A 19434-nucleotide genomic window follows, 5' to 3' on the forward strand; every position below is an offset into this window, starting at 1 on the left:
GTCACAGGCTCAGATCGGTATCCGCCACGATTTCGTTACGAAGCCGCAGGAATGCCTGATCGGTATAGTTTCTTGGTCTGGGCATTTCGGGTATGTATTCCTTCTTCACGCTGGTCGGATGGCCGCCGAGCAGGATGATCCGGTCGCCCAGATAAATGGCCTCCTCCACGTTGTTGGTGACGAAGATGACCGTGCGCTTGTTCTTCTCCCAGATCTTGAGAATCTCGTCCTCCATGGAATAACGGGTCTGCGCGTCCAGCGCGCCGAACGGTTCGTCCATCAGCATAATGTCGGACTCGCTGGCATAAGCGCGCGCGATGCCCACGCGCTGCTTCATGCCGCCGGAGAGCTGCTTGGGCAGCGCCTTTTCAAAGCCCTGCAGCCCGACCAGGTCGATATATTTCTGCGCGTTTGCCTGTCGGGTGGCCTTATCCACGCCCTTGAGCTTCTGGTTCATCTCTACGTTGCCCATGACCGATTTCCATGGGAAAAGCGCGTAGCGCTGGAACACCAGACCCAAGTCGCCCATTTTGGGCCGCCCGTCCGCAAATTCCACCGTACCCGAGGTCTGCTCGTCCAACTCGGCAAGGATGTTCAGCAGAACGGTTTTGCCGCATTGCCCCGGCCCCAGAATCACGAGGAATTCGTTTTCCTTCACCGTCAGGTTGATATCCTTCAAAACCTCTACCGAGTTCTTTTTGGAAGCGAATGTTTTGGAGAGGTTTTTGATCACAATTTTGTCTCTGAGAACTGCCACGGGCAAAGCACTCCTTCCATTTTCTGCAGTATCGTGGACAGCAGGAAGCTTACCACGCCGATTGCCAGCATGCAGACGACGATCAACGCCGTGTCGCCGCTCTCCTGCCCGCGGACGATCAGGAAGCCGACGCCCTGCCGCGCCACGATCATTTCCGCCGCAACCACACACATCCAGCCGCTCGACAGCGCGGTGCGGATGCCGGCCAGGATAGCGGGGATGGTGGCCGGAAACGCCACGTCAACCAAAAGCTGCTTACGGTTCGCGCCCAGAACCTTGCCCGCGCTGATCATCAGCGGGTCGATCGCACGGATGCCCGCGCTGGTGTTCAGCACGATCGGCACGAACGAGCCGATGAATACGATCACCCATTTGGAAAGCTCGCCGATGCCGAACCACAGGATGATCACGGGGATCCATGCGATCGGCGGGATCGGGCGCAGCATTTCGAAAAGCGGCCCGAAAAGCGCGTTAAAGCCCTTGCTCCAGCCGATGCCGATGCCGAGCGCAACGCCCAGCACAACCGCAAAGAAGAATGCGATCAGAACACGCTGCAGGCTGGCCCAGATATGCGCCGGCAGCGTTGCGTTAGCGATCGGGTCGGCCATGATCTGCAGGAATTTCTCCAGCGTTGCCGCCGGTGTCGGTACCATCGAGCCCTCCTGTCCGGAAAGGACCACCCAGAGGACAACGAAAATACCGATCGAGCAGACGGACAGCAGTATATTCACCCATTTGATATTTTTCATCACTTATACCTCCAGGGCGCAACCTTTTTCTCGCAGAGGCTGAGCAACCCGCTCATGATGGCGCCGGTGACGCCGATGACCGCCATGCCGACAATGATGATCTCCGGCCGGCTAAGCGAGCGGCCGATCTGGATCATATAGCCGAGGCCCTGCGTGGAGGCGAGCATTTCCGCCGCGACCAGCGTGGACCAGGAGTTTCCGAGCGATATGCGTATGCCCGTGAACACCATGTTCATGGACGAGGGGATGCATACCTTTGTGAACACCTGCCATCGCGAGGCGCCGAACGTTTTCGCCACGTTAATCAGCGTCTGGTTGGTCAGCTTGATGCCCAGGTACGAGTTAACCACGCATGGCACAAACGCTGATACAAATATGATGAATACCTTTGCGTTAAAGCCGATGCCCATGGTCAGGATAATGATCGGGATCCATGCGATCGGCGGGATCGGGCGAATGATCTCAAACAGCGGGGTGAACAGCGAATCCAGCACCTTATAGTATCCCATGAACAAGCCGAGCGGGATGCCGATGACAATCGCCAGCAGGAAGCCGCTCAAAGAAAGCTTGATGCTTGCCAGGAAATGCACCGGAATGGTCGCGCCGTCCGGCTTCTTTTCGACCATTTTGGTGAACAGGGTTTCCAGTGCTGTGGAGGGCGCGCACAGCGTGCGCTCGGATACCAGGCCGAACCGGACGCTGCATTCCCATATGCCGAAAAACAGGACCAGGCCCAGTATGCTCAACAGCACCAGCTTGAGTTTTTTGTTTTGTTTCATAATCCACCAGCCTGCCTCACTTGATGATTTACAAAAGGAGAGGGGCGGAGAGCCCCCCTCCTTTGCCAACAAACGTGTTTGGGTTGTCAGTTCATCGTCTTGCCATGACGCTCGGCAAGCTCTCGAATGAAGGTGTCGTCGATAAAGTTGTTTTCGATCAGGTACTGCTTATCGGATTCTTCGATCGAGCCGGTCTGCACGAAGAAGTCCATCAGGTTTTCCATCGTCGTATCGACATAGCGGGTTCCCTTTTCGCCGGAGAACCATTCGATCTCGTCGTCCAGCGTGGACAGCGGGCGCTTTTCTGCGCAGCGGGTGGCGATCTCCAGGGTCTGCTCCACACCGTTGTCCAGACCGATATCCATCATGTACTGTCCGTATGCGTCCAGATCGTCCGCGTACTTCTCACAGATCTGATAATAGCAGTCCAGGAAGTCCAGAATCTCGTCATGCTTGGTCTCGATCGCTTCCTCAGAGGCGACGATAACGGTCGGCTGGTCCTCGCCGGTCGCCTTGCCGGAGGAAATGCAGACCCAGTCCTCGTTCTCCGCGTCGAAGCCCTGCGGGTCCCACAGGCAGACAATGTCAGCCTCGCCAGCCTTAAACGCCGTGTACGCTTGGGCAACGCCCATATCGATGATGCTGACGTCCTCGGTCGTCAGACCGAGCTTTTCCAGCGTTGCGACCAGAGTGAAGTGCGCCGAGGTACCGAGCGGGCAGAGGATGGTCTTGCCGCGCCAGGTATCCGCATTGCCGTAGATCTCGTCATAGCCCGCGACCTGGCCCTGAATCTGCGCGATATCGCTGTCGCTTCTCGCCCAGATCGTGACCGCTTCCGTATCCGGCGAGCCGAAACCGATCACCTTGGCGCCGTAGGCAATGCCGCCGGTGATGGACGGGGGCGAACCGTAGCAGCCAACGTCCCATTCGCCCGCGCCGAGCGCTTCGTTCTGCACATTGCCGCCCGTGAACATAATCAGTTCCACATCCAGCCCCACGTCTTCAAACTGCCCTTCCTCCAGGCCGATGTAAGCGGGGAGTGTGTGCGAATAGGGCTGGCCGCTGACCGTCAGCGAACGGCTTCCGGAATCGCCGCCCGCAGCGTCGTCTCCGCCACCGCAGGCTGTCAGAGAAACTGCCATTGAGAGTGATAATGCCAATGCGATTAACCTTTTCATAGTGTCCTCCTTCTTCCTTCTCTACATTTCGTCTCAAATTAATTAATTGAATTAACTAATTTGTATGCTCCTATTATAGCGATTCTTTCCATTTGTGTCAATTTATCAAAAGCAATATATTTGTTTTTATCTTTTTGTATATACCGCACAATATTTCTATTTAATTTTCTGATTAGCTGCTATGTTGATTTTTTTAATTATATTGATATAATAAAATTAGAACAAAAAAGGAGTTGAATTTCATGCTCACGCCCAACCCGTTCCCCCTGGACCTGGGCGGCCGCACCGCTGTTGTCACCGGCGCCGGCGGCATTATGTGCAGCCATTTCGCGGGCGCGCTCGCACAGGCGCATGCGACCGTGTGCTTGTTGGATATCAACCTGCCTGCGGCGCAGGCTGCGGCGGATGCGCTGACCGCAGCGGGGTATCGTGCATATGCCTATCGGGCCGACGTGCTGGACAAGGCGCAGCTCGAAAGCGTACACGCGCAGATTCTGGCCGCGCACGGCCCCTGCAGCATCCTGATTAACGGCGCGGGCGGCAACCATCCGGATGGAAATACGGAGGACGAATATTTTCGCCCCGAAGCGGTGGAGCCGGCGCTCAAAACCTTTTTTCAGCTTGACCTGAACGGCTTCCGCCGGGTGTTCGACCTTAACTTTATCGGCACGGTGCTTCCCACCCAGATTTTTTCCGCCGACATGACCGGCCGCAAAGATAGCTGCATCGTCAACATCTCCTCCATGAACGCCATCCGGCCGCTGACCAAGCTGCCGGCCTACAGCGCGGCCAAATCCGCCGTTTCCAACTTCACGCAATGGCTGGCCGTCTACTTCTCCAGGGCGGGCATTCGGGTCAACGCGATCGCCCCCGGTTTTTTTATCACCAACCAGAACCGCCCCAACCTGCTCCACGCAGATGGCTCGCTTACCCCGCGCGCGGAAAAGATCCTGTCCGGCATACCGGCGGGCCGGTTCGGGGATATTTCTGAATTGACGGGCGCGCTGCTCTTCCTGCTCTCCCCGCAGGCGGCGGGATATGTGAATGGGGTCGTGCTGCCCGTGGACGGCGGCTTCAGCGCCTATGCCGGCGTATAATCCCTGCCCTGCCGCATACGCGGCGTCGGAATTCTATCGATAGCTTAGGAGATTTGCTTATGCGCCCTCTTGGAATCAACATGAGTAATGTAAAACAGGTCAATCGTTCCCATGTTTTGTGGCTTTTGCTGACGGAAGGCGCAATGTCGAGGACCGACCTGGCCAGCCGGCTCCGTCTCACGACCGCCACGCTGACCTCGATCTGCGGCGACTTCATCAGCCGCGGCATCATCATCGAGGAGGGGAAAGAAGCCTCCTCTAGCCTAGGCCGCAAAAAAAGCCTGTTGTCCATCAACCAGACCTATAAATACGTTATTTCCGTCAATATCCACTACACGGGCAGCACCATTGCCATCACCAACCTGATGGGGGAGCCGCTTGCGCTCGAGCACTTTGCGATCGACCCCGCGCTTGATGTGCCGGGCGCCTTTCAGGATATTGCCAACCGGATCGTACTGCTGCTTTGGAAAACCAAGCTCAAAAACAAGGATATCCTCGGCATCGGCGTGGACATCCTTGGTCCTGTCAACCACAACGAAGGCATCGCCCTGCATCCTTTCCATGTTTTCCACGGACAGGAGGTGCCTATCCAGAAGATATTGGAGGAGCTGCTCCCGTTTCCAGTCTGTGTGGAAAGCAACGTCTGCTCGTTCCTGAACGCGGAAAACCTTTACGGCACGGCAAAATACACCGCCAATACCATGGTCGTGAAATGGGGGCCGGGCGTCGGCTCGGCGGCGTCGATCAACGGCGCGCTGTATAAGGGCGCTAATTACCAGTCCTCGGAGATCGGGCATACCTACTTTTACCGCGGCTCGACCACAGTTTGCCGCTGCGGCAAAACCGGCTGTCTGGAAACCGGTGTCCACTTAAACCAGATCACCGAAAAAATCCTCTCGCTGCAGGAAAGCTCTCCGGTTATCCGCGGCGCCCTGCTCGAATACGGCCAGCCGACTATCCATAACATCCGCAAATACCTTGCGCTGGACTGTCTGGAGCTGCGCAGCTATCTGACCACCTTGATCTATGACCTCTCCATCGGCATCAACAACGCCATCTCGGTTTTCGCGCCCAATAAGGTCATTTTGTTCGGCGAGATTTTCGAATGCCCCTTTGTGATGGAAACGTTCATCCAGCAGGTATCTAAAATCAACCCGTTTTTGTCCACGGACATTTTCGAGCAGAGTTCCCTCGCCCCCCGCAAGGAATTCATCGGCGGCGCCGCGACCGCGGTGCAGAGCTTTCTGCTGGAGCCCGGGGGCGCCTGACGCCTCCCTTCTCCGCCGCACATCCTCCTCTCTTCCAGACAGGGGACGGAAGCATCCGCTTCCGTCCCCTGTCGCTTTCGCCAAAAAAGGGCCTGCTTGTACGAAGCAGGCCCTTTCCGGCTTGTATTTATTTTTTCTGCAGCTTACGCTTTTGGGTATACTCTGCCACCGCGGTATACAGCACGTCGGTCGAGGAATTGATCGCGGTTTCGCAGGAATCCTGGATCACGCCGACGATAAAACCGACGCCCACTACCTGCATCGCGATATCGTTTGGAATGCCGAACAGGCTGCAGGCCAGCGGGACCAACAGCAGCGAGCCGCCCGCCACGCCGGATGCGCCGCACGCGCTGACCGCAGAGAGCACGCTCAACACGATCGCGGACGCCAGATCCACCTCTATGCCCATGGTATGCGCCGCGGCAAGCGCGAGTATGGAGATCGTGACCGCCGCGCCGCCCATGTTGATCGTAGAACCCAGCGGGATGGATACCGCATAGGTATCGCGGTCCAGCCCCAGCTCCTCGCACAGCTTCATATTGACCGGAATGTTGGCGGCCGAGCTGCGCGTAAAGAAAGCGGTGATGCCGCTGTCCTTCAGGCATTTCAGCACCAGCGGATAGGGGTTTTTGCGGATGCCGATAAAAGCGATGATCGGGTTGACGATAAACGCCACGAACGCCATGCTGCCGACCAGCAACAGGATCAGCTTGCCGTAGCTGAGCAGGGCATCGATTCCCTGCTCAGAGATCGTGGTGAAAACCAGGCCCATTACGCCGAACGGCGCGCAGTTGATAATCCACCGGACGATCTGCGAGATCGCGTCCGCAACATTGCCGATCGCACGCTTGGTGCCGTCCGAGGCCTTGCGCAGCGCAATGCCGAGCAGCACCGCCCAGGCCAGGATGCCGATATAGTTGGCGTTCGCCAGGGCGCTGATCGGGTTGGAAACCAGGTTCATCATCAAAGTGTGCAGCACCTCGCCGATACCGCCCGGGGGCGCCACATCGGAAGCGCTTTCCGCCAGCGTAAGCGAGATCGGGAACAGGAAGCTCGCCACAACCGCCACGCAGCCCGCCAAGAACGTACCCAACAGATACAACCCGATGATGCTTTTCATGTTGGTCTGCTTACCCTCTTTGTGGTTGGACAGCGCGCCCATGACCAAAAACAAGACCAGCAGCGGCGCGACCGCCTTCAGCGCGCCGACAAACAGATCGCCCAGCAGGGAGAGCGCCGTCAGCTGCGGCGCGGCCACCCCGAGGAGGATGCCGACCGCCAAGCCGCAGATAATCCGTTTGACCAGGCTGATGTCATTCCATTTTTTGAGTATTTCTTTCATATTTCCCCTCGTTCCATTTTTCTTGTTTTTTAGTATACCACATTTTTCTTATTTCGTAAAATAAATTCATACTTCTCTTTCCCACGCCAGTATTTCCGTTTTTTCTCTTGACAGCGGACGCGGATGTGTTATAATTGATATATAATATCAATTAATATTTTAGGTGGTTTATCCCATCCCCGCTCTAAGGAGGTTACTTAAAATGGATCGCAAGGTTTCCGAATTGCTCAACGACCAAATCAACAAGGAATTTTATTCTGCCTATCTGTATCTTGACATCGCTAACTTTTACTCCGACAAAGGGCTGGACGGTTTTGCAAACTGGTACGAAATCCAGGCCAGGGAGGAGCAGGACCATGCCATGCTGATCTATCAGTACCTGCACAACAATAACCAGAAGGTCACGCTGGAAGCGATCGCCAAGCCGGACAAGGCGTTCTCCACGCTGATGGACCCGCTGCAGGTCGCATACGAGCACGAACAGTACGTCACCGCATTAATCAACGCCATTTATGGGGCCGCCCAGTCGGCAAATGATTTCCGCACTGTTCAGTTCCTCGACTGGTTTGTCAAGGAGCAGGGCGAGGAAGAAAAAAATTCCTCCGACCTCATCACCAAGATGGAGCTGTTCGGCAGCGACGCCAAAGCACTCTACATGCTCAACAGCGAGCTGCAGGCACGCGTTTACGCCGCTCCCTCCCTTACCCTGTAAATAGCCATACGGCCAGGCGGACGTCCCGATCGGGGCGTCCGCTTTTTTTGCATTATCCAAGCCTTGACAAACCCCGCTGTTTTGGCGTATAATTCTGGCTATGAGTTAGTTTTAGCTAACTGCAAGTTAGTCATTGCAAACTTTTCTATGGAGGATCGGCATGCTGGAAGCGCTATTGGAACAATTATCGGATGCCGGGCTTTCGTCCGGCCATATCCGCTGGACCGCCCCCATGGCCGGCGTGCGCGTCTGCGATTTTGACTGCGCGCCGCCGGAGCGCTTTCCCGCCCGCCCCACACATCCGCACCTTGAAACGCTGTACTGCTGCCGCGGCGGGCTGCTGCTTTCTTTGGCGGGCGGGCGGCAGGTCAGGCTCAAGCCGCGGGAGATCCTGCTGCTTTCCGATCCCGCGCAGGTTCGATCCGTCCAATTTGCGGACAGCCGTTTCGCGGGCATCCTTATTTCGTTCGTCTGCTGTGAGGCTCGGCACAGCCTGCAAGGGCTTTGCGCCCTGTTTGGCGGCCTGACGCTGGACACCCGCCAGGTAGGCGCGCTGATGGCAGCGCATCACGGCTGTGCGGCGGTGCGCGGCAGCGCCTGGGGCAACGCGGTGTTCTTCGCGCTCAGGGACCTGCCCGCTTCCGATCGCGGGCAGTACTGCACGCTCAAGGCGGTGGAGCTATTGTATCTTCTGTGCCGCCAAAGCCCGCTGGTCTCTCCGGTAGCCGCGAGCTATTACGATCAATACCTGACGGACGCCGTGCAGCAGGTCCATGCCTATATGTTGGAGCACCTCGCGGAGCATCTGACGATCAGGTGCCTTGCGCAGCAGTTCCATATCTCCCCCACCTCGCTCAAAAGCTGCTTCCGGCAGCTATACGGCCAGCCGCTCCACCAATACCTCCAGCAGCAGCGGCTACAGCGCGCGGCCGAGCTTTTGATCTCCTCCCCCCTGTCCGTGATGCAGGTTTCGGTTGCTGTGGGGTACGGCAGCGTCAGCCAGTTCGGCGTGGCGTTTCGCCGCCTGTACCATCTTCCCCCCTCCCGCTACCGCCGCATTGCGGCCGAGAAAAATGTCTAAAACCGTTTATCTCTGTCCAAATCCGGTGGAATTTGCCGAACAGATATGCTATGCTTATCCCCAACGGGAAACGACCCATCCAGGAGGTGTTCGCCTTGAAACAACATCGGTTTTGGGCCTGGGGCGCTGTGATCTGCATGGTCATGGTCATGATCACAGGCTACAGGCGCAAGTGATAAGGAGGAAGCATTTATGAAGAAATACTGCAAGGATATCGCCCTGTTTGTCGGCGGCGCGCTGTTCGGTTCGGCCGGCATTAAGCTGCTGTCCAGCAAGGACGCCAAAAAGGTTTATACCCATGCCACCGCCGCCGCGCTGCGGGTGAAGGAATCCGTCATGACCACGGTCAACACCGTGCAGGAGAACGCGGCCGACATCCTGGCTTCCGCGCAGGATGTCAACCAGGCCCGCACGGCGCAGGAAGAGGCCGTTGAGGATACCGCCGCAGAAACCCAGGGCTGATTACAACCCGTTTGTCAAAGAGGGGCGCATAGGCGGCCCTCTTTTTCCCGTTTTGGAGGTCAAGCAATGAAAGCAACCATTTTACACGAAAGCAACGGACGCCTGCGCGTCCGTCTTGCCCAAAAGCGGATGACGCCGGAGCAGGCAGACCTGCTGGAAGCTTATCTGCAGTCCTGCACAGGGGTGGCGCAGGCCGCAGTTCATGAGCGCACCCGCTGCGCCGTAATCCGCTATCAGGGCGGCCGAGCAGCCGTACTGGCGGCGATCGGCCGCTTCTCCTATCAGGACCCGCGCGTCGCGGCGCTCGCCCCCCTGCACAGCAGCCGCATGCTCAACCGGCAGTATCAGGAAAAGCTGGTCGGCAAGGTGCTGGTCAAAGCGGCTTGCAGCCTGTTCCTGCCCTCCCCGCTTCAAATTGCGCGGATCTGCTGGATTTCCTTTCCCTTCCTGCGGCGCGGCCTGTGCTGCCTGCTGCGCCGCCGCATGCACGTTGAGCTGCTCGACGCGCTTTCCATCGGCATCTCGATCGCCCGTCACGACTTCGGCACGGCCGGCTCGGTCATGTTCCTGCTCGAGCTGGGCGAGCTGCTGGAGGAGTGGACGCACAAAAAGTCGGTCGACGACCTGGCCCGCTGCATGGCGCTGGGCGTGGACCGCGTCTGGCGCAAGGACGGCGATACCGAAACCCTCGTCCCACTCGGCCAGATCGGCGCGGGCGACTGCATCGCGGTCCGCATGGGCGGCGTGATCCCGATTGACGGAACGATCGCCGAGGGCGAGGTCATGGTTAACCAGGCGTCCCTGACCGGCGAATCCATGCCGGTCGCCAAGCGCCCGGGTACGGCCGTTTACGCCGGAACGGTCGTCGAAGAGGGCGAATGCGTGCTGCGCGTCACCCAGCATTCTGGCGAAAGCCGTTATGACAAGATCGTCTCCATGATCGAGCAGTCCGAACGGCTCAAATCCGCGGCGGAAGGCAGAGCCTCCCGCCTGGCCGACCGCCTGGTCCCCTATACGCTCGCCGGCAGCGCGCTCAGCTTCCTGCTGACGCGCAGCGTCACGCGCGCGCTGTCCGTCCTGATGGTGGACTTCTCCTGCGCGCTCAAGCTTGCTATGCCGCTGGCGGTGCTGTCCGCCATGCGCGAGGCAAGCGCTTACCATATCACGGTCAAAGGCGGCAAATTTCTGGAAGCGGTCGCGGGCGCGGATACGATTGTGTTTGACAAAACCGGCACGCTGACCCACGCCTGTCCGGTCGTCGCGCGAGTCATTCCGTTCGGCGGACGCAGCGAGGCCGAAATGTTGCGCGTCGCCGCCTGCCTGGAGGAGCATTTCCCGCATTCCATGGCCAACGCGGTCGTGCGCGCCGCCAGAGAGCGCCGGCTCGCCCACGAGGAAATGCATTCCCAGGTCGAATATCTGGTCGCGCACGGTATCTCCAGCACGGTGGACGGGGAAAAAGTCATCATCGGCAGCGCGCACTTTGTCTTTGAGGATGAGAAAACCGTAATCCCCGCTGGAGAGCAGGCGGCGTTTGACGCGCTTCCCCCGGAATTCTCCCACCTGTATCTCGCCATCGGCGGCGAACTGGCGGCGGTTATCTGCATTGCGGACCCGCTCCGCGGCGAGGCAAAGGCCGCGATACAGGCGCTGCGCGCGCTCGGCATCCGGCGCACCGTCATGCTGACCGGTGACAGCGAGCGCACCGCGGCCGCGATTGCGGCGCAGGTCGGGGTGGACGATTACCGCGCAGAGGTCCTGCCCGAGGACAAGGCGCATTTTGTAGAGGCCGAACGCGCCGCCGGCCGTACGGTCATCATGCTGGGCGACGGCATCAACGATTCGCCCGCCCTGTCCGCCGCCAGCGTAGGCATTGCAATCAGCGATGGCGCGGCGATCGCGCGTGAAATCGCGGATGTCACCATCGCGGCGGACAACCTATTCGAGCTGGTCGCACTGCGGCGGATCGCGCAGGGGCTGATGCTCCGCATCCACTCCAATTACCGGTTCGTGATCGGCTTCAACGGCATGCTGATCGTCCTGGGCGCGGCTGGCGCGCTCATGCCGGCCGCGTCGGCCATGCTGCACAACCTTTCCACCCTAGGCATCAGCCTGCGGAGCATGACCAATCTGCTGTCGCCCTCCTTTGACGCGGTTGCGGCCGGCGAATAATGCCAACCAATCCAAAAACACGGCTGACCCAAACGGTCAGCCGTGTTTTTTACAAAAAAAGCTCGTTCTCACGCCGCTCTGCGTCAAACGGCGCCAACTTTCCCCGCAGCGCTTCCAGCATCGGGGCAGGCAGGGCGCGGGCCTGCTGCGGACAGATGGCGACACAGCGCATGCACAGGATGCAGCGCGACGGGTCGGTCGTATCCGGCTGTCCGGTCGGGATCGCCCGTGCGGGACATTTTTCCGCGCACAGGCCGCAGCCGGTGCAGGCTTCCGATACCTGCGGCACGGCAGGCATGCCGCTCCACTCCTTATAGGGGTGGCTGCCTGGCACGGCGGGTTCCTCCTGCGAGCCGTGGTCCAGCTTCGCCGCGATCTGCCTGCCGAACGCGCCGAGCTGCCGCGCGTCCTGTTCATCCGGACGTCCAGCGGCAATATGTACGATCGAATGCTCCGCCAGCAGCGCGGCCGCTGCCATGACGCGGAATCCCTGCCCGCGCAGCAGGTCGCTCAGCTCGATCAGCGTGTCCTCATAGGCCCTGCCGCCGTACACCGCAGCCGCCACCGCCCGCGCGCCGTTGCCCTGCCATTTTTTCAGCCGTCCGGTCATCATGGCCGGCAACCGCCCGCCGTAAGCAGGGCCGGCAACCAGCGCCACGTCGTCCGGATGAAACACTGTCGGCTCGGCCTGCGGATCGCAGAGGTCATACTCCCGCACGTTGGGTGCGATCCCCTTTGCGAGCAGCAGCGCCACGCGCCGCGTCCCTCCGGTTGGGCTGAAATGCAGGATTTTGATGGTTTGTGGCATAAACACCGCTTCCTCTCCTCATGTTTCCCTACATGGTGCTTACCAGTATAGCACCTTCTTCCTCCCGTTGCAATTCGCTTTCAACAGTCCGGCTGGCTGCAAAAGCGCCGCCTGTGTTTATTTACAGCGTAACGCCGTTTTTAAAGATGGCGATTTCACGGTAGCCCAGCAGCTCAGTTTTGGAGGGTCTGCCGCCCGCGATGTCCAGCACCAGCGCGTACAACCGCTTCGCCGCCTCCGCGATCGGCTCGCCGTCCGCTACCGGACCCGCGTCAAAGTCGATCCATCCCGGCTTGCGCGCCGCAAGGCCGCTGTTGCTCGCGATCTTTACCGTCGGCGCCGGCGCGCCGAACGGCGTCCCGCGTCCCGTCGTGAACAGCACAATATGCGCGCCCGCCGCGGTCAGCGCTGTCGCTGATACCAGATCGTTCCCAGGCCCGTACAGCAGGCTCAGGCCGTGCGCCGTTACCTGCTCCCCGTACCCGATCACGTCCGCCACCGGCGCCGTGCCGCCCTTCTGCACGCACCCGCACGACTTGTCCTCCAGCGTCGTGATGCCGCCTTTCTTGTTCCCCGGCGACGGGTTCTCGTACACCGTCTCGTTGTGGCTGATAAAGTAATCCTTAAAGCTGTTGAGCATGGCGGCCGCCTTCCCGAACACCTGCTCGTTGACGCACCGGCTCAGCAGCATCCCCTCCGCGCCGAACATCTCCGGCACCTCGGTCAGCACTGTCGAGCCGCCACGCGCGATCACCATGTCGCTGAACGCTCCTACCGTCGGGTTCGCCGTCACGCCGGACAGGCCATCCGACCCGCCGCACTTCAGACCGATCACCAGCTCGCTCACCGGCACCGCCTCACGCCGGTACCGTCCCGCGTATGACGCGCACTGTTCCAGCAGCGTGCGTCCCGCAGCGAACTCGTCCTCCACGTCCTGGCAGGTGAGGAACTTGACGCGCTCCGCGTCGTACTCCCCCAGCTCCTCTACGAACTGGTCGTGCTGCAGGTTCTCGCACCCCAGGCTCAGCACCAGCACTGCACCCGCGTTCGGATGCCGCGCCAGCGCCGCCAGCAGCTTCCTCGTCTGCGCGTGGTCATCGCCCGTCTGGCTGCACCCGTATGGATGCGGAAACGTGTACAGCCCGTCTATGCTTCCGCTCACCAAGTCCTGGTTGTCCGACACCAGCTTTTTCGCCACGTCGTTGACGCAGCCCACCGTCGGGATGATCCAGATTTCATTCCGCACCGCCGCACGGCCGTCCTCCCTCCGGTAGCCCTGGAATGTCTCCGCCTCCGCCGCCTCTATCTCGGGTACCGACGGCTCATAGGCGTACTCCTCCTCGCCGGACAGGTTGGTCCGCATGTTGTGCGTATGCACCCAACTGCCCGCCTCCACCGGCTCCGTCGCATGGCCGATCGGGAAGCCGTATTTCACCACCGCTTCCCCTGCCGCGATCGGTACGAGCGCGATCTTATGCCCCTGCGGGATATCCTCCCGCGCGGTCACCACCGCGTCTCCCGCTTTCAGCGTTTCTCCCTTCGCCGCAGCATGCAGCGCCACCGCCACGTTGTCCCGCTCTGTGATCCGTATCAGCTTTGTCATCTTATCCTCCCTCTCACAGGCAGGAGGCGAACGCGGCCTCCGCGCCCTCCGCGCGGATCTTCGTAAGCCCCGCCAGCACCGCGGCTTCCAGCCCCGCGATCTCCGTCAGGTCCTGATCCCACATCTGCCGGTTGGTCAGCACCGCGTGTACCAGGTCCGCCGCGCTGTCGTCCTTATGCGCCCAGTAAAATTCCAGCGCCCAACGGTCGTCCGAGCAGATATAGGTGTTGCCCTTCGCGCGCCTGCACACCAGACCCGCTTCGGTCAGCTCCTGCACATCGCTCGTATAGAACGCGATATACGCCGCAAGGCTCATACTCAGGCATTCCGGCAGCCTGCCTGTCTTTTCCACATATTCCAGCAGGCTCGGCAGGTTGCGCGCTTTCCATTTGGAGGTCGAATTGAGCGAAATGCTCATCAGCTCATGGTCCACGAACGGGTTGTTGAACCGGTCCTGCACCGCCGCCGCGAACTCCTCCAGGTCCTTTTTATCCAGCGGCAGGGTCGGGATGACCTCCTCGTACAGCATCTTGTTCATAAAGCCGCGGATGCTGTCGTTGTGCATGCAGTCCCGCACGATATCCAAGCCCGCCAGGTACGCACCCAGCACAAAGCCCGTATGCGCGCCGTTCAGGATGCGCACCTTGCGCTTTTTGTACGGCGTCACATCCGGCACCACGATACAGTTCAGCCCCGCCGCCTTGAACGGCAGCTGCTCCTCCAGCCACGACGGTCCCTCGATGTTCCACACGCCGAACACCTCGCCCACGTCGATCAGCTCGTCATGGTACCCGTTTTCCTCCTCCATGCGCGCCGCTTCCGCCGCGTCCTTGATGCGCCCCGGCACGATCCGGTCCACCAGCGTCGAGCAGAACGTGCAGCTCCCGCACCAGGCTCTGAACGCCTCCTCCAGACCCCACTGGCCGATGTACTGCTCCACGCACTTCTGCAGCTCTTTGCCGTTGTTGTCGATCAGCTCGCAGGAGAGGATGACCACCGGCTTTTTCCCTGCCTGCCAGCGCCGGTACAACACCTGCGTCAGCTTCGCCGGAAACGACGCCGGCGGGCAGTCCTCCTTCCGGCAGGCAGGGTCGTACACAATCCCCGCCTCGGTTGTGTTGGACACGATGTATTCCAGATCGTCCGACTCCGCGACCTGCATCATCGCGTCGTAGCCCGCCTTTTCATATGGGTTCAGGCACCGCGACACCGACGAGATCACCCGCTTCCGGTCCACCTTTTCCCCGTTCTCCCGACCGCGCAGGTACAGCGTGTACAGCCCCTCCTGCCGGTTGATCTGCTCCGCCAGCCCCTGCGCGATCGGCTGCACCAGCACCGCCTTGCCGTTCCAGCCCACGCGCTCGTTCGATACATCAAACCAGTAGTCCACGAACGCGCGCAGAAAATTCCCCTCGCCAAACTGCAGAATCTTCTCCGGCGCTTCCTCCAGAATATATCCCTTGTATCCGCTCGCTTTTATTCTTTTGTAATTCAGTTCTTCCATCGCCAGGTCTCCTTTCCTATCCGTCCTGTTCTTATCGTAAAACACCGGCGGCGTTCTGTCAATTTCCGTATTCCCTCTGCCTGTATTTTTCACCCGCCGCAGCAAAGCTGCATACGTTGACATTGAACACGATTGCAAGAGGTGATTTTCATGACCATGTGCGCTACCGTGCTTTGTGTGCAGAGCGGTTCACTTTTGGTATGCGACCACTGCACCCGCCAGCAGGTCGTCGTACACACTGCCGGCACAAGCTGTTTTCGGGCGGGCGACCGCGCCTGCATCCGCTACAACGGCACCATGACAAACAGCATTCCTCCGCAGATTTCAGCGCAGCATATCTGCCGTATCTGCCATTGATAAAGCAAACACCGCTCCTGCACGGAGCGGTGTTTTTCTATTCTACCCATTCCGCCGGCGCCGCGTACAGCGTTTTATCCTCCCCGCGCAAAACGCGGTATCTTTCGCCGTCCGCAGCAACGGTCCCAACAAACGTACAGCCCGGCGGCGGCGCGTCGGTCACCTGCGCCGCCCCATGACTGCACATCAAAAACCGTCTCATCAGGCTCCCTCCTTCTTCGGTAGGTTGCCCGCGCGGCGGCGCCTTATCCGCACCCCTGTCCAGAGCGCTGTATGGCAAAGGTAACGGGGAACCGCCCGGCTCCTGTTCGATGCATCCGTTCCGTCCGGCTTCCCCGCAGCCGCCCTTTCCTCGCTTTTTATTCCCGCATCATTGCGGATACCGCCTCAATCCAGCCGCGCGCGGCCGCTTCCTTTGTCGGCTTGGGCAGGATCTCCGCGCTCAGCACGCCTTGATAGCCGCATTCCTGCAGCTTGCGCAGAATGCCCGCCATATCCGTGTGTCCCGCGCCGGGATACCAGCGGTTAGAGTCGGAAAAATGTACATACCGGATCTCCGGACTGCATGCCTCGATCGAGGCCATCATATCCGACTCCTCGATGTTCATATGGAACGTGTCGATCAGAATACCCGTGTTCGTCAGGGAATGGCTACGGATGAAATGCGAGATCTCCCCCATCGTACACAGGAAATTGTTTTCATACCGGTTGATCGGCTCAAAGACAATATCCACGCCCGCTTTTGCCGCCGCGTGATCCAGATACTCCATGGAAACCGCCAGACGGTCCAGCGCGGCCGGCAACTCTTCCGCCGTGGCTACGTTACCGCGCATGCAGCCGATGATTACGGTTGCATGCAACCGCCCTGCCAGTTCGAGGAAAGCTTCCAGCCGCTGCACAGCCGCCCGCCGGCGCGCCTCATCCGGATCCGTGATGGACAGGCCATGGTTGACGTAAGCGCGTCCCGTCCCGATCGCGGTCAGGCGCATGGAATTTTCCGCAAGCGCCTGCTCGAGCGCAGGCAGGTCGACATCGGCCGGATCCGCGATGTGCAGCTCAACACCGTCGTACCCCAGCTCGCGCGCTTTCGCAACCCCCTGCGCGAAGTCCCCCTCGTAAACAAACGGCGCGCTTCCTATAATCTGATCGACCATTGTCATGGATGTGATAAACTTCATTTAAGACACCTCTTTTAGTATCCAGTTATGGCAAAGGCCGCCCATAAGGGCGGGCCTTTACCCGACGTAAGAAAGAAAAAAGAAGAAAAGAGAAAGGGTCAATCAATAAAGAGGCCGCGTCTGGGGAGCTCATGCACGCTCTTCCAGCCGTCGCTGAGGGGCTCGCGGAGGCAGGGCTCGATCTCCTCGTAAGGACGGAGGGAGAATTTACGGGGATCGGGTACCTTGCCCGCGGGATAAGCTTCCAGGATGTCCTCGACCATGCAGTTCAGGTATTCACAGATCGCGGCAATCGGACGTTTTGCCTTTCTTGCTTCACCTCTTGACGGGTAGCCCACAACACCCTCAGGGGTACCGAAGCGCTCAATTACACGGTGGCCTTCCGCCTCGGACCACTTGTTCGGACGGTGGAATGAGTCCACGGAGCCATCATAGAAGCCTTCGTCCAGCATCCCCATTGACTTCGCCTGCGCGTCCACCACACAGCCCATATCCACCATGCCCGGGAACATGAGCAGCGCCGCAGAGGTTTCCGCTTCGTCCGCATGCACAAACGGCGTGCTGACGAAGTCCGGCCGCTCATCGCCCAGCGGATACCAAAATTCACGAATCGCACGATGCCACTCAACGACCGTTGCGAATGCCGGAAGCTCAAAGCGCTTAAAGAATTCCTGAATCGCGGACTCGAGCATCCAGTCCATGCCGTGGTTGTTGACAAGGATGATCTTGCGGAAACCATCGTCCCACAAGCCGACCATTACGTTAATCAGCGTATCAACGATGGACTTCTCGCTCGTCATGACCGTGCCGGGCATACCGCAGTGATGGTAGGGATGGCCGCCGTAGTTGATCGGTGGAAGCGCCAACGCGACCTCGTGGCCCGCCTTAGCCGTCTTGCGTCGCACCGCCTCGCAGATCGAGGTACACATAAACGTGTCCAGGCCGGAGTTGTTATGGATGCCGTGATTCTCGGTGCAGCCGATTGGCACCAGGACGATATCGTTCTTATGGCGTTTCTCAATCACCATCTTGCGAGGCGAGGTCTGGATATAGCAGCCCGGCTTTCCGATCTCACTGTCGGACGGGATGCCGTAATCATCCAGAATGGCCTGGATCTCCTCCTCCGAGGCGTCCCACAGCCGTTTCTTCAGCCGTCCTACCTTGTTATCCTCAAAAAATATGTTCGGATACGCTGTCGTTAAGTACTTCTCTTGCATAGCTGCATTCTCCTTGTATAAATGTAGGTTTTTTTCGCTTGGGTCCTACCGTCAGGAAGCGATACCCCTCTCTCCCTCACGGCCAGATCCAAGAACTCAACAAGTGGGAGGCGCTGCCGCGGCGGCCTCAAACCGCCGCGGCGCACCAAAAATCATATTTTATTCGTCTTTGAACGAATCGACATTCGTCTCGTCAACAACCTTGGTCGAAACCTCATAGAATTCCTTGACCTCGTTGCCCTCCAGTACGTCTACCGCAGCCACTACACCTTCATAGCCCTGCATATACGGATCGCCCCAAGAGGTAAGCGTGATCTTACCTTCCTTCAGCGCGGAAACCGCATCGTCGTTTGCATCCTGACCAGAAATCATAATCTCACCCGTCTTACCTGCAGCATCGACCGCCTCCGCAGTGCCCAACGCCATCTCGTCGTTGCAGCAGAAGAACGCGTCTACATCTGGGTAGGACTGGAGCAGGTTCTGCGCCACGTTCAGCGCCTCCGCACGGGAGTAGTTCGCAGACTGAGAAGCAACAAGTTCAATGTCCGGATACTCCTCGAGCGCTTTCTTGCAACCTTCGATACGGTCAAGCGAGGTCTGCGCACCGGTAGAGCCCTCAATGATGATCAGCGTACCCTTGCCGCCCATTTTTTCAAACAACGCTTTGGCAGTCTCGTAGCCCTGCTGTACGTTCTCCAAGCCGACAAAGGTTTCACACAGGCTCTCGTCACCCAGGCGGGTGTTAAGCGCTACAACAGGGATATCTGCATCAACGATACGCTGTGCAGCCGGAACAATTGCCTCGGTATCGACCGGACACAGAACGACGCAGTCTACGCCGTTCACGATTGCTTCATCACAAAGCTGATTCTGCTGCTCGTTGCCCGAACCCTCGGCGGTATCGACCGGCGTTTTTACCTCGACATTGTAGCCCAGCTCTTCGCCGGCAGCCTGTGCCCCCTCAGCCATGCTGATAAAGAACGGTGCGGTAGAGTTCTTCAGGATAACGGTAATGTTTTTACCCCCCTCTGCGTTTTCGCCTCCGTCGCCCGCCGCATTTCCACCATCGCTGCCGTTGCCGCAGCCTGCGAATGTGGCTGTCATGGCCGCTGCCATCAGCAGCGCCGCAATTCTTTTGCTCTTTTTCATGATACATTCTCCTTTTCTGGC

The 19434-nt window shown here is 59.2% G+C and carries 19 protein-coding genes; 7 read left to right on the forward strand and 12 right to left on the reverse strand.

Annotation, left to right across the window (positions count from 1 at the left end):
- Position 1: 1 nt before the first annotated feature.
- The 4 genes from DBQ51_RS06605 to DBQ51_RS06620 all read right to left on the reverse strand — a co-directional run bounded on the left by DBQ51_RS06605 (position 2) and on the right by DBQ51_RS06620 (position 3463).
- Positions 2-757: an ABC transporter ATP-binding protein gene (locus DBQ51_RS06605; RefSeq protein ID WP_054327541.1), complete on the reverse strand. Its 756-nt coding sequence runs from the start codon at positions 755-757 to the stop codon at positions 2-4.
- Entirely contained in the window at positions 730-1506 is a 777-nt protein-coding gene (locus tag DBQ51_RS06610; RefSeq protein ID WP_054327542.1) for an ABC transporter permease, read from the reverse strand. Before DBQ51_RS06610 ends, DBQ51_RS06605 begins: the two co-directional genes overlap by 28 nt.
- Positions 1506-2285 (reverse strand): ABC transporter permease, encoded by a 780-nt coding sequence (locus DBQ51_RS06615; RefSeq protein WP_054327543.1) that lies wholly within the window; start codon positions 2283-2285, stop codon positions 1506-1508. The genes DBQ51_RS06610 and DBQ51_RS06615 overlap by 1 nt, the downstream gene beginning before the upstream one ends.
- A gap of 86 nt (positions 2286-2371) precedes the next feature.
- Positions 2372-3463 carry an ABC transporter substrate-binding protein gene (locus DBQ51_RS06620; protein WP_082397182.1) on the reverse strand — a complete coding sequence of 364 codons (1092 nt, stop codon included), beginning with the start codon at positions 3461-3463 and terminating at the stop codon, positions 2372-2374.
- A 242-nt stretch (positions 3464-3705) separates the two neighbouring features.
- On the opposite strand from DBQ51_RS06620, the gene DBQ51_RS06625 reads away from it, so the two are divergent.
- Positions 3706-4560, forward strand: a complete 855-nt coding sequence (locus tag DBQ51_RS06625; RefSeq protein WP_107631076.1) for an SDR family oxidoreductase — start codon at positions 3706-3708, stop codon at positions 4558-4560.
- A gap of 59 nt (positions 4561-4619) precedes the next feature.
- Complete coding sequence (locus DBQ51_RS06630) at positions 4620-5828, forward strand: ROK family transcriptional regulator (RefSeq protein ID WP_054327545.1); 1209 nt, start codon at positions 4620-4622, stop codon at positions 5826-5828.
- A 127-nt stretch (positions 5829-5955) separates the two neighbouring features.
- On the opposite strand, the gene sstT is transcribed toward DBQ51_RS06630, so the two are convergent.
- Positions 5956-7170 (reverse strand): serine/threonine transporter SstT, encoded by a 1215-nt coding sequence (gene sstT, locus DBQ51_RS06635; RefSeq protein ID WP_107631077.1) that lies wholly within the window; start codon positions 7168-7170, stop codon positions 5956-5958.
- 202 nt (positions 7171-7372) lie between these two features.
- On the opposite strand from sstT, the gene DBQ51_RS06640 reads away from it, so the two are divergent.
- The 4 genes from DBQ51_RS06640 (at position 7373) to DBQ51_RS06655 (ending at position 11597) form a co-directional block, all read left to right on the forward strand.
- Positions 7373-7882: a ferritin gene (locus tag DBQ51_RS06640; RefSeq protein WP_107631078.1), complete on the forward strand. Its 510-nt coding sequence runs from the start codon at positions 7373-7375 to the stop codon at positions 7880-7882.
- 160 nt (positions 7883-8042) lie between these two features.
- Positions 8043-8963, forward strand: a complete 921-nt coding sequence (locus DBQ51_RS06645; RefSeq protein WP_107631079.1) for an AraC family transcriptional regulator — start codon at positions 8043-8045, stop codon at positions 8961-8963.
- Between the two features lie 192 nt (positions 8964-9155).
- Positions 9156-9425, forward strand: coding sequence for a DUF6110 family protein (locus tag DBQ51_RS06650; protein ID WP_107631080.1), 270 nt, complete (start codon positions 9156-9158; stop codon positions 9423-9425).
- A 66-nt stretch (positions 9426-9491) separates the two neighbouring features.
- The gene (locus DBQ51_RS06655) at positions 9492-11597 is read left to right on the forward strand and encodes a heavy metal translocating P-type ATPase (RefSeq protein WP_107631081.1); all 2106 of its coding nucleotides are present in this window, start codon (positions 9492-9494) and stop codon (positions 11595-11597) included.
- Between the two features lie 49 nt (positions 11598-11646).
- Here DBQ51_RS06655 and DBQ51_RS06660 read toward each other — a convergent pair whose 3' ends face one another.
- The 3 genes from DBQ51_RS06660 to DBQ51_RS06670 form a co-directional block, all read right to left on the reverse strand.
- Positions 11647-12405 carry an EFR1 family ferrodoxin gene (locus DBQ51_RS06660; RefSeq protein ID WP_107631082.1) on the reverse strand — a complete coding sequence of 253 codons (759 nt, stop codon included), beginning with the start codon at positions 12403-12405 and terminating at the stop codon, positions 11647-11649.
- A 121-nt stretch (positions 12406-12526) separates the two neighbouring features.
- Entirely contained in the window at positions 12527-14008 is a 1482-nt protein-coding gene (locus DBQ51_RS06665) for a UxaA family hydrolase (RefSeq protein WP_107630736.1), read from the reverse strand.
- A 13-nt stretch (positions 14009-14021) separates the two neighbouring features.
- Positions 14022-15512: a tagaturonate reductase gene (locus DBQ51_RS06670; protein WP_107630737.1), complete on the reverse strand. Its 1491-nt coding sequence runs from the start codon at positions 15510-15512 to the stop codon at positions 14022-14024.
- 150 nt (positions 15513-15662) lie between these two features.
- Between DBQ51_RS06670 and DBQ51_RS06675 the strand changes: the two genes are divergently transcribed.
- On the forward strand, positions 15663-15869 hold the full coding sequence (locus DBQ51_RS06675; protein ID WP_054328595.1) for a hypothetical protein: 207 nt from the start codon (positions 15663-15665) through the stop codon (positions 15867-15869).
- A 37-nt stretch (positions 15870-15906) separates the two neighbouring features.
- Here the strand turns inward: DBQ51_RS06675 and DBQ51_RS16505 are convergent, their stop codons facing one another.
- From DBQ51_RS16505 to DBQ51_RS06690, 4 genes are all read right to left on the reverse strand, one after another.
- Positions 15907-16071 (reverse strand): hypothetical protein, encoded by a 165-nt coding sequence (locus DBQ51_RS16505; protein ID WP_153802412.1) that lies wholly within the window; start codon positions 16069-16071, stop codon positions 15907-15909.
- 157 nt (positions 16072-16228) lie between these two features.
- Positions 16229-17047 carry a sugar phosphate isomerase/epimerase family protein gene (locus DBQ51_RS06680; RefSeq protein ID WP_107631083.1) on the reverse strand — a complete coding sequence of 273 codons (819 nt, stop codon included), beginning with the start codon at positions 17045-17047 and terminating at the stop codon, positions 16229-16231.
- Between the two features lie 98 nt (positions 17048-17145).
- Complete coding sequence (gene iolN / locus DBQ51_RS06685) at positions 17146-18264, reverse strand: 3-dehydro-scyllo-inosose hydrolase (RefSeq protein WP_054328598.1); 1119 nt, start codon at positions 18262-18264, stop codon at positions 17146-17148.
- Positions 18265-18423: 159 nt separating this feature from the next.
- Positions 18424-19413, reverse strand: coding sequence for a sugar ABC transporter substrate-binding protein (locus tag DBQ51_RS06690; protein ID WP_054328200.1), 990 nt, complete (start codon positions 19411-19413; stop codon positions 18424-18426).
- Between the last annotated feature and the right edge of the window lie 21 nt (positions 19414-19434).

Source organism: Agathobaculum massiliense (assembly GCF_900291975.1).
GTDB lineage: Bacteria > Bacillota > Clostridia > Oscillospirales > Butyricicoccaceae > Agathobaculum > Agathobaculum ammoniilyticum.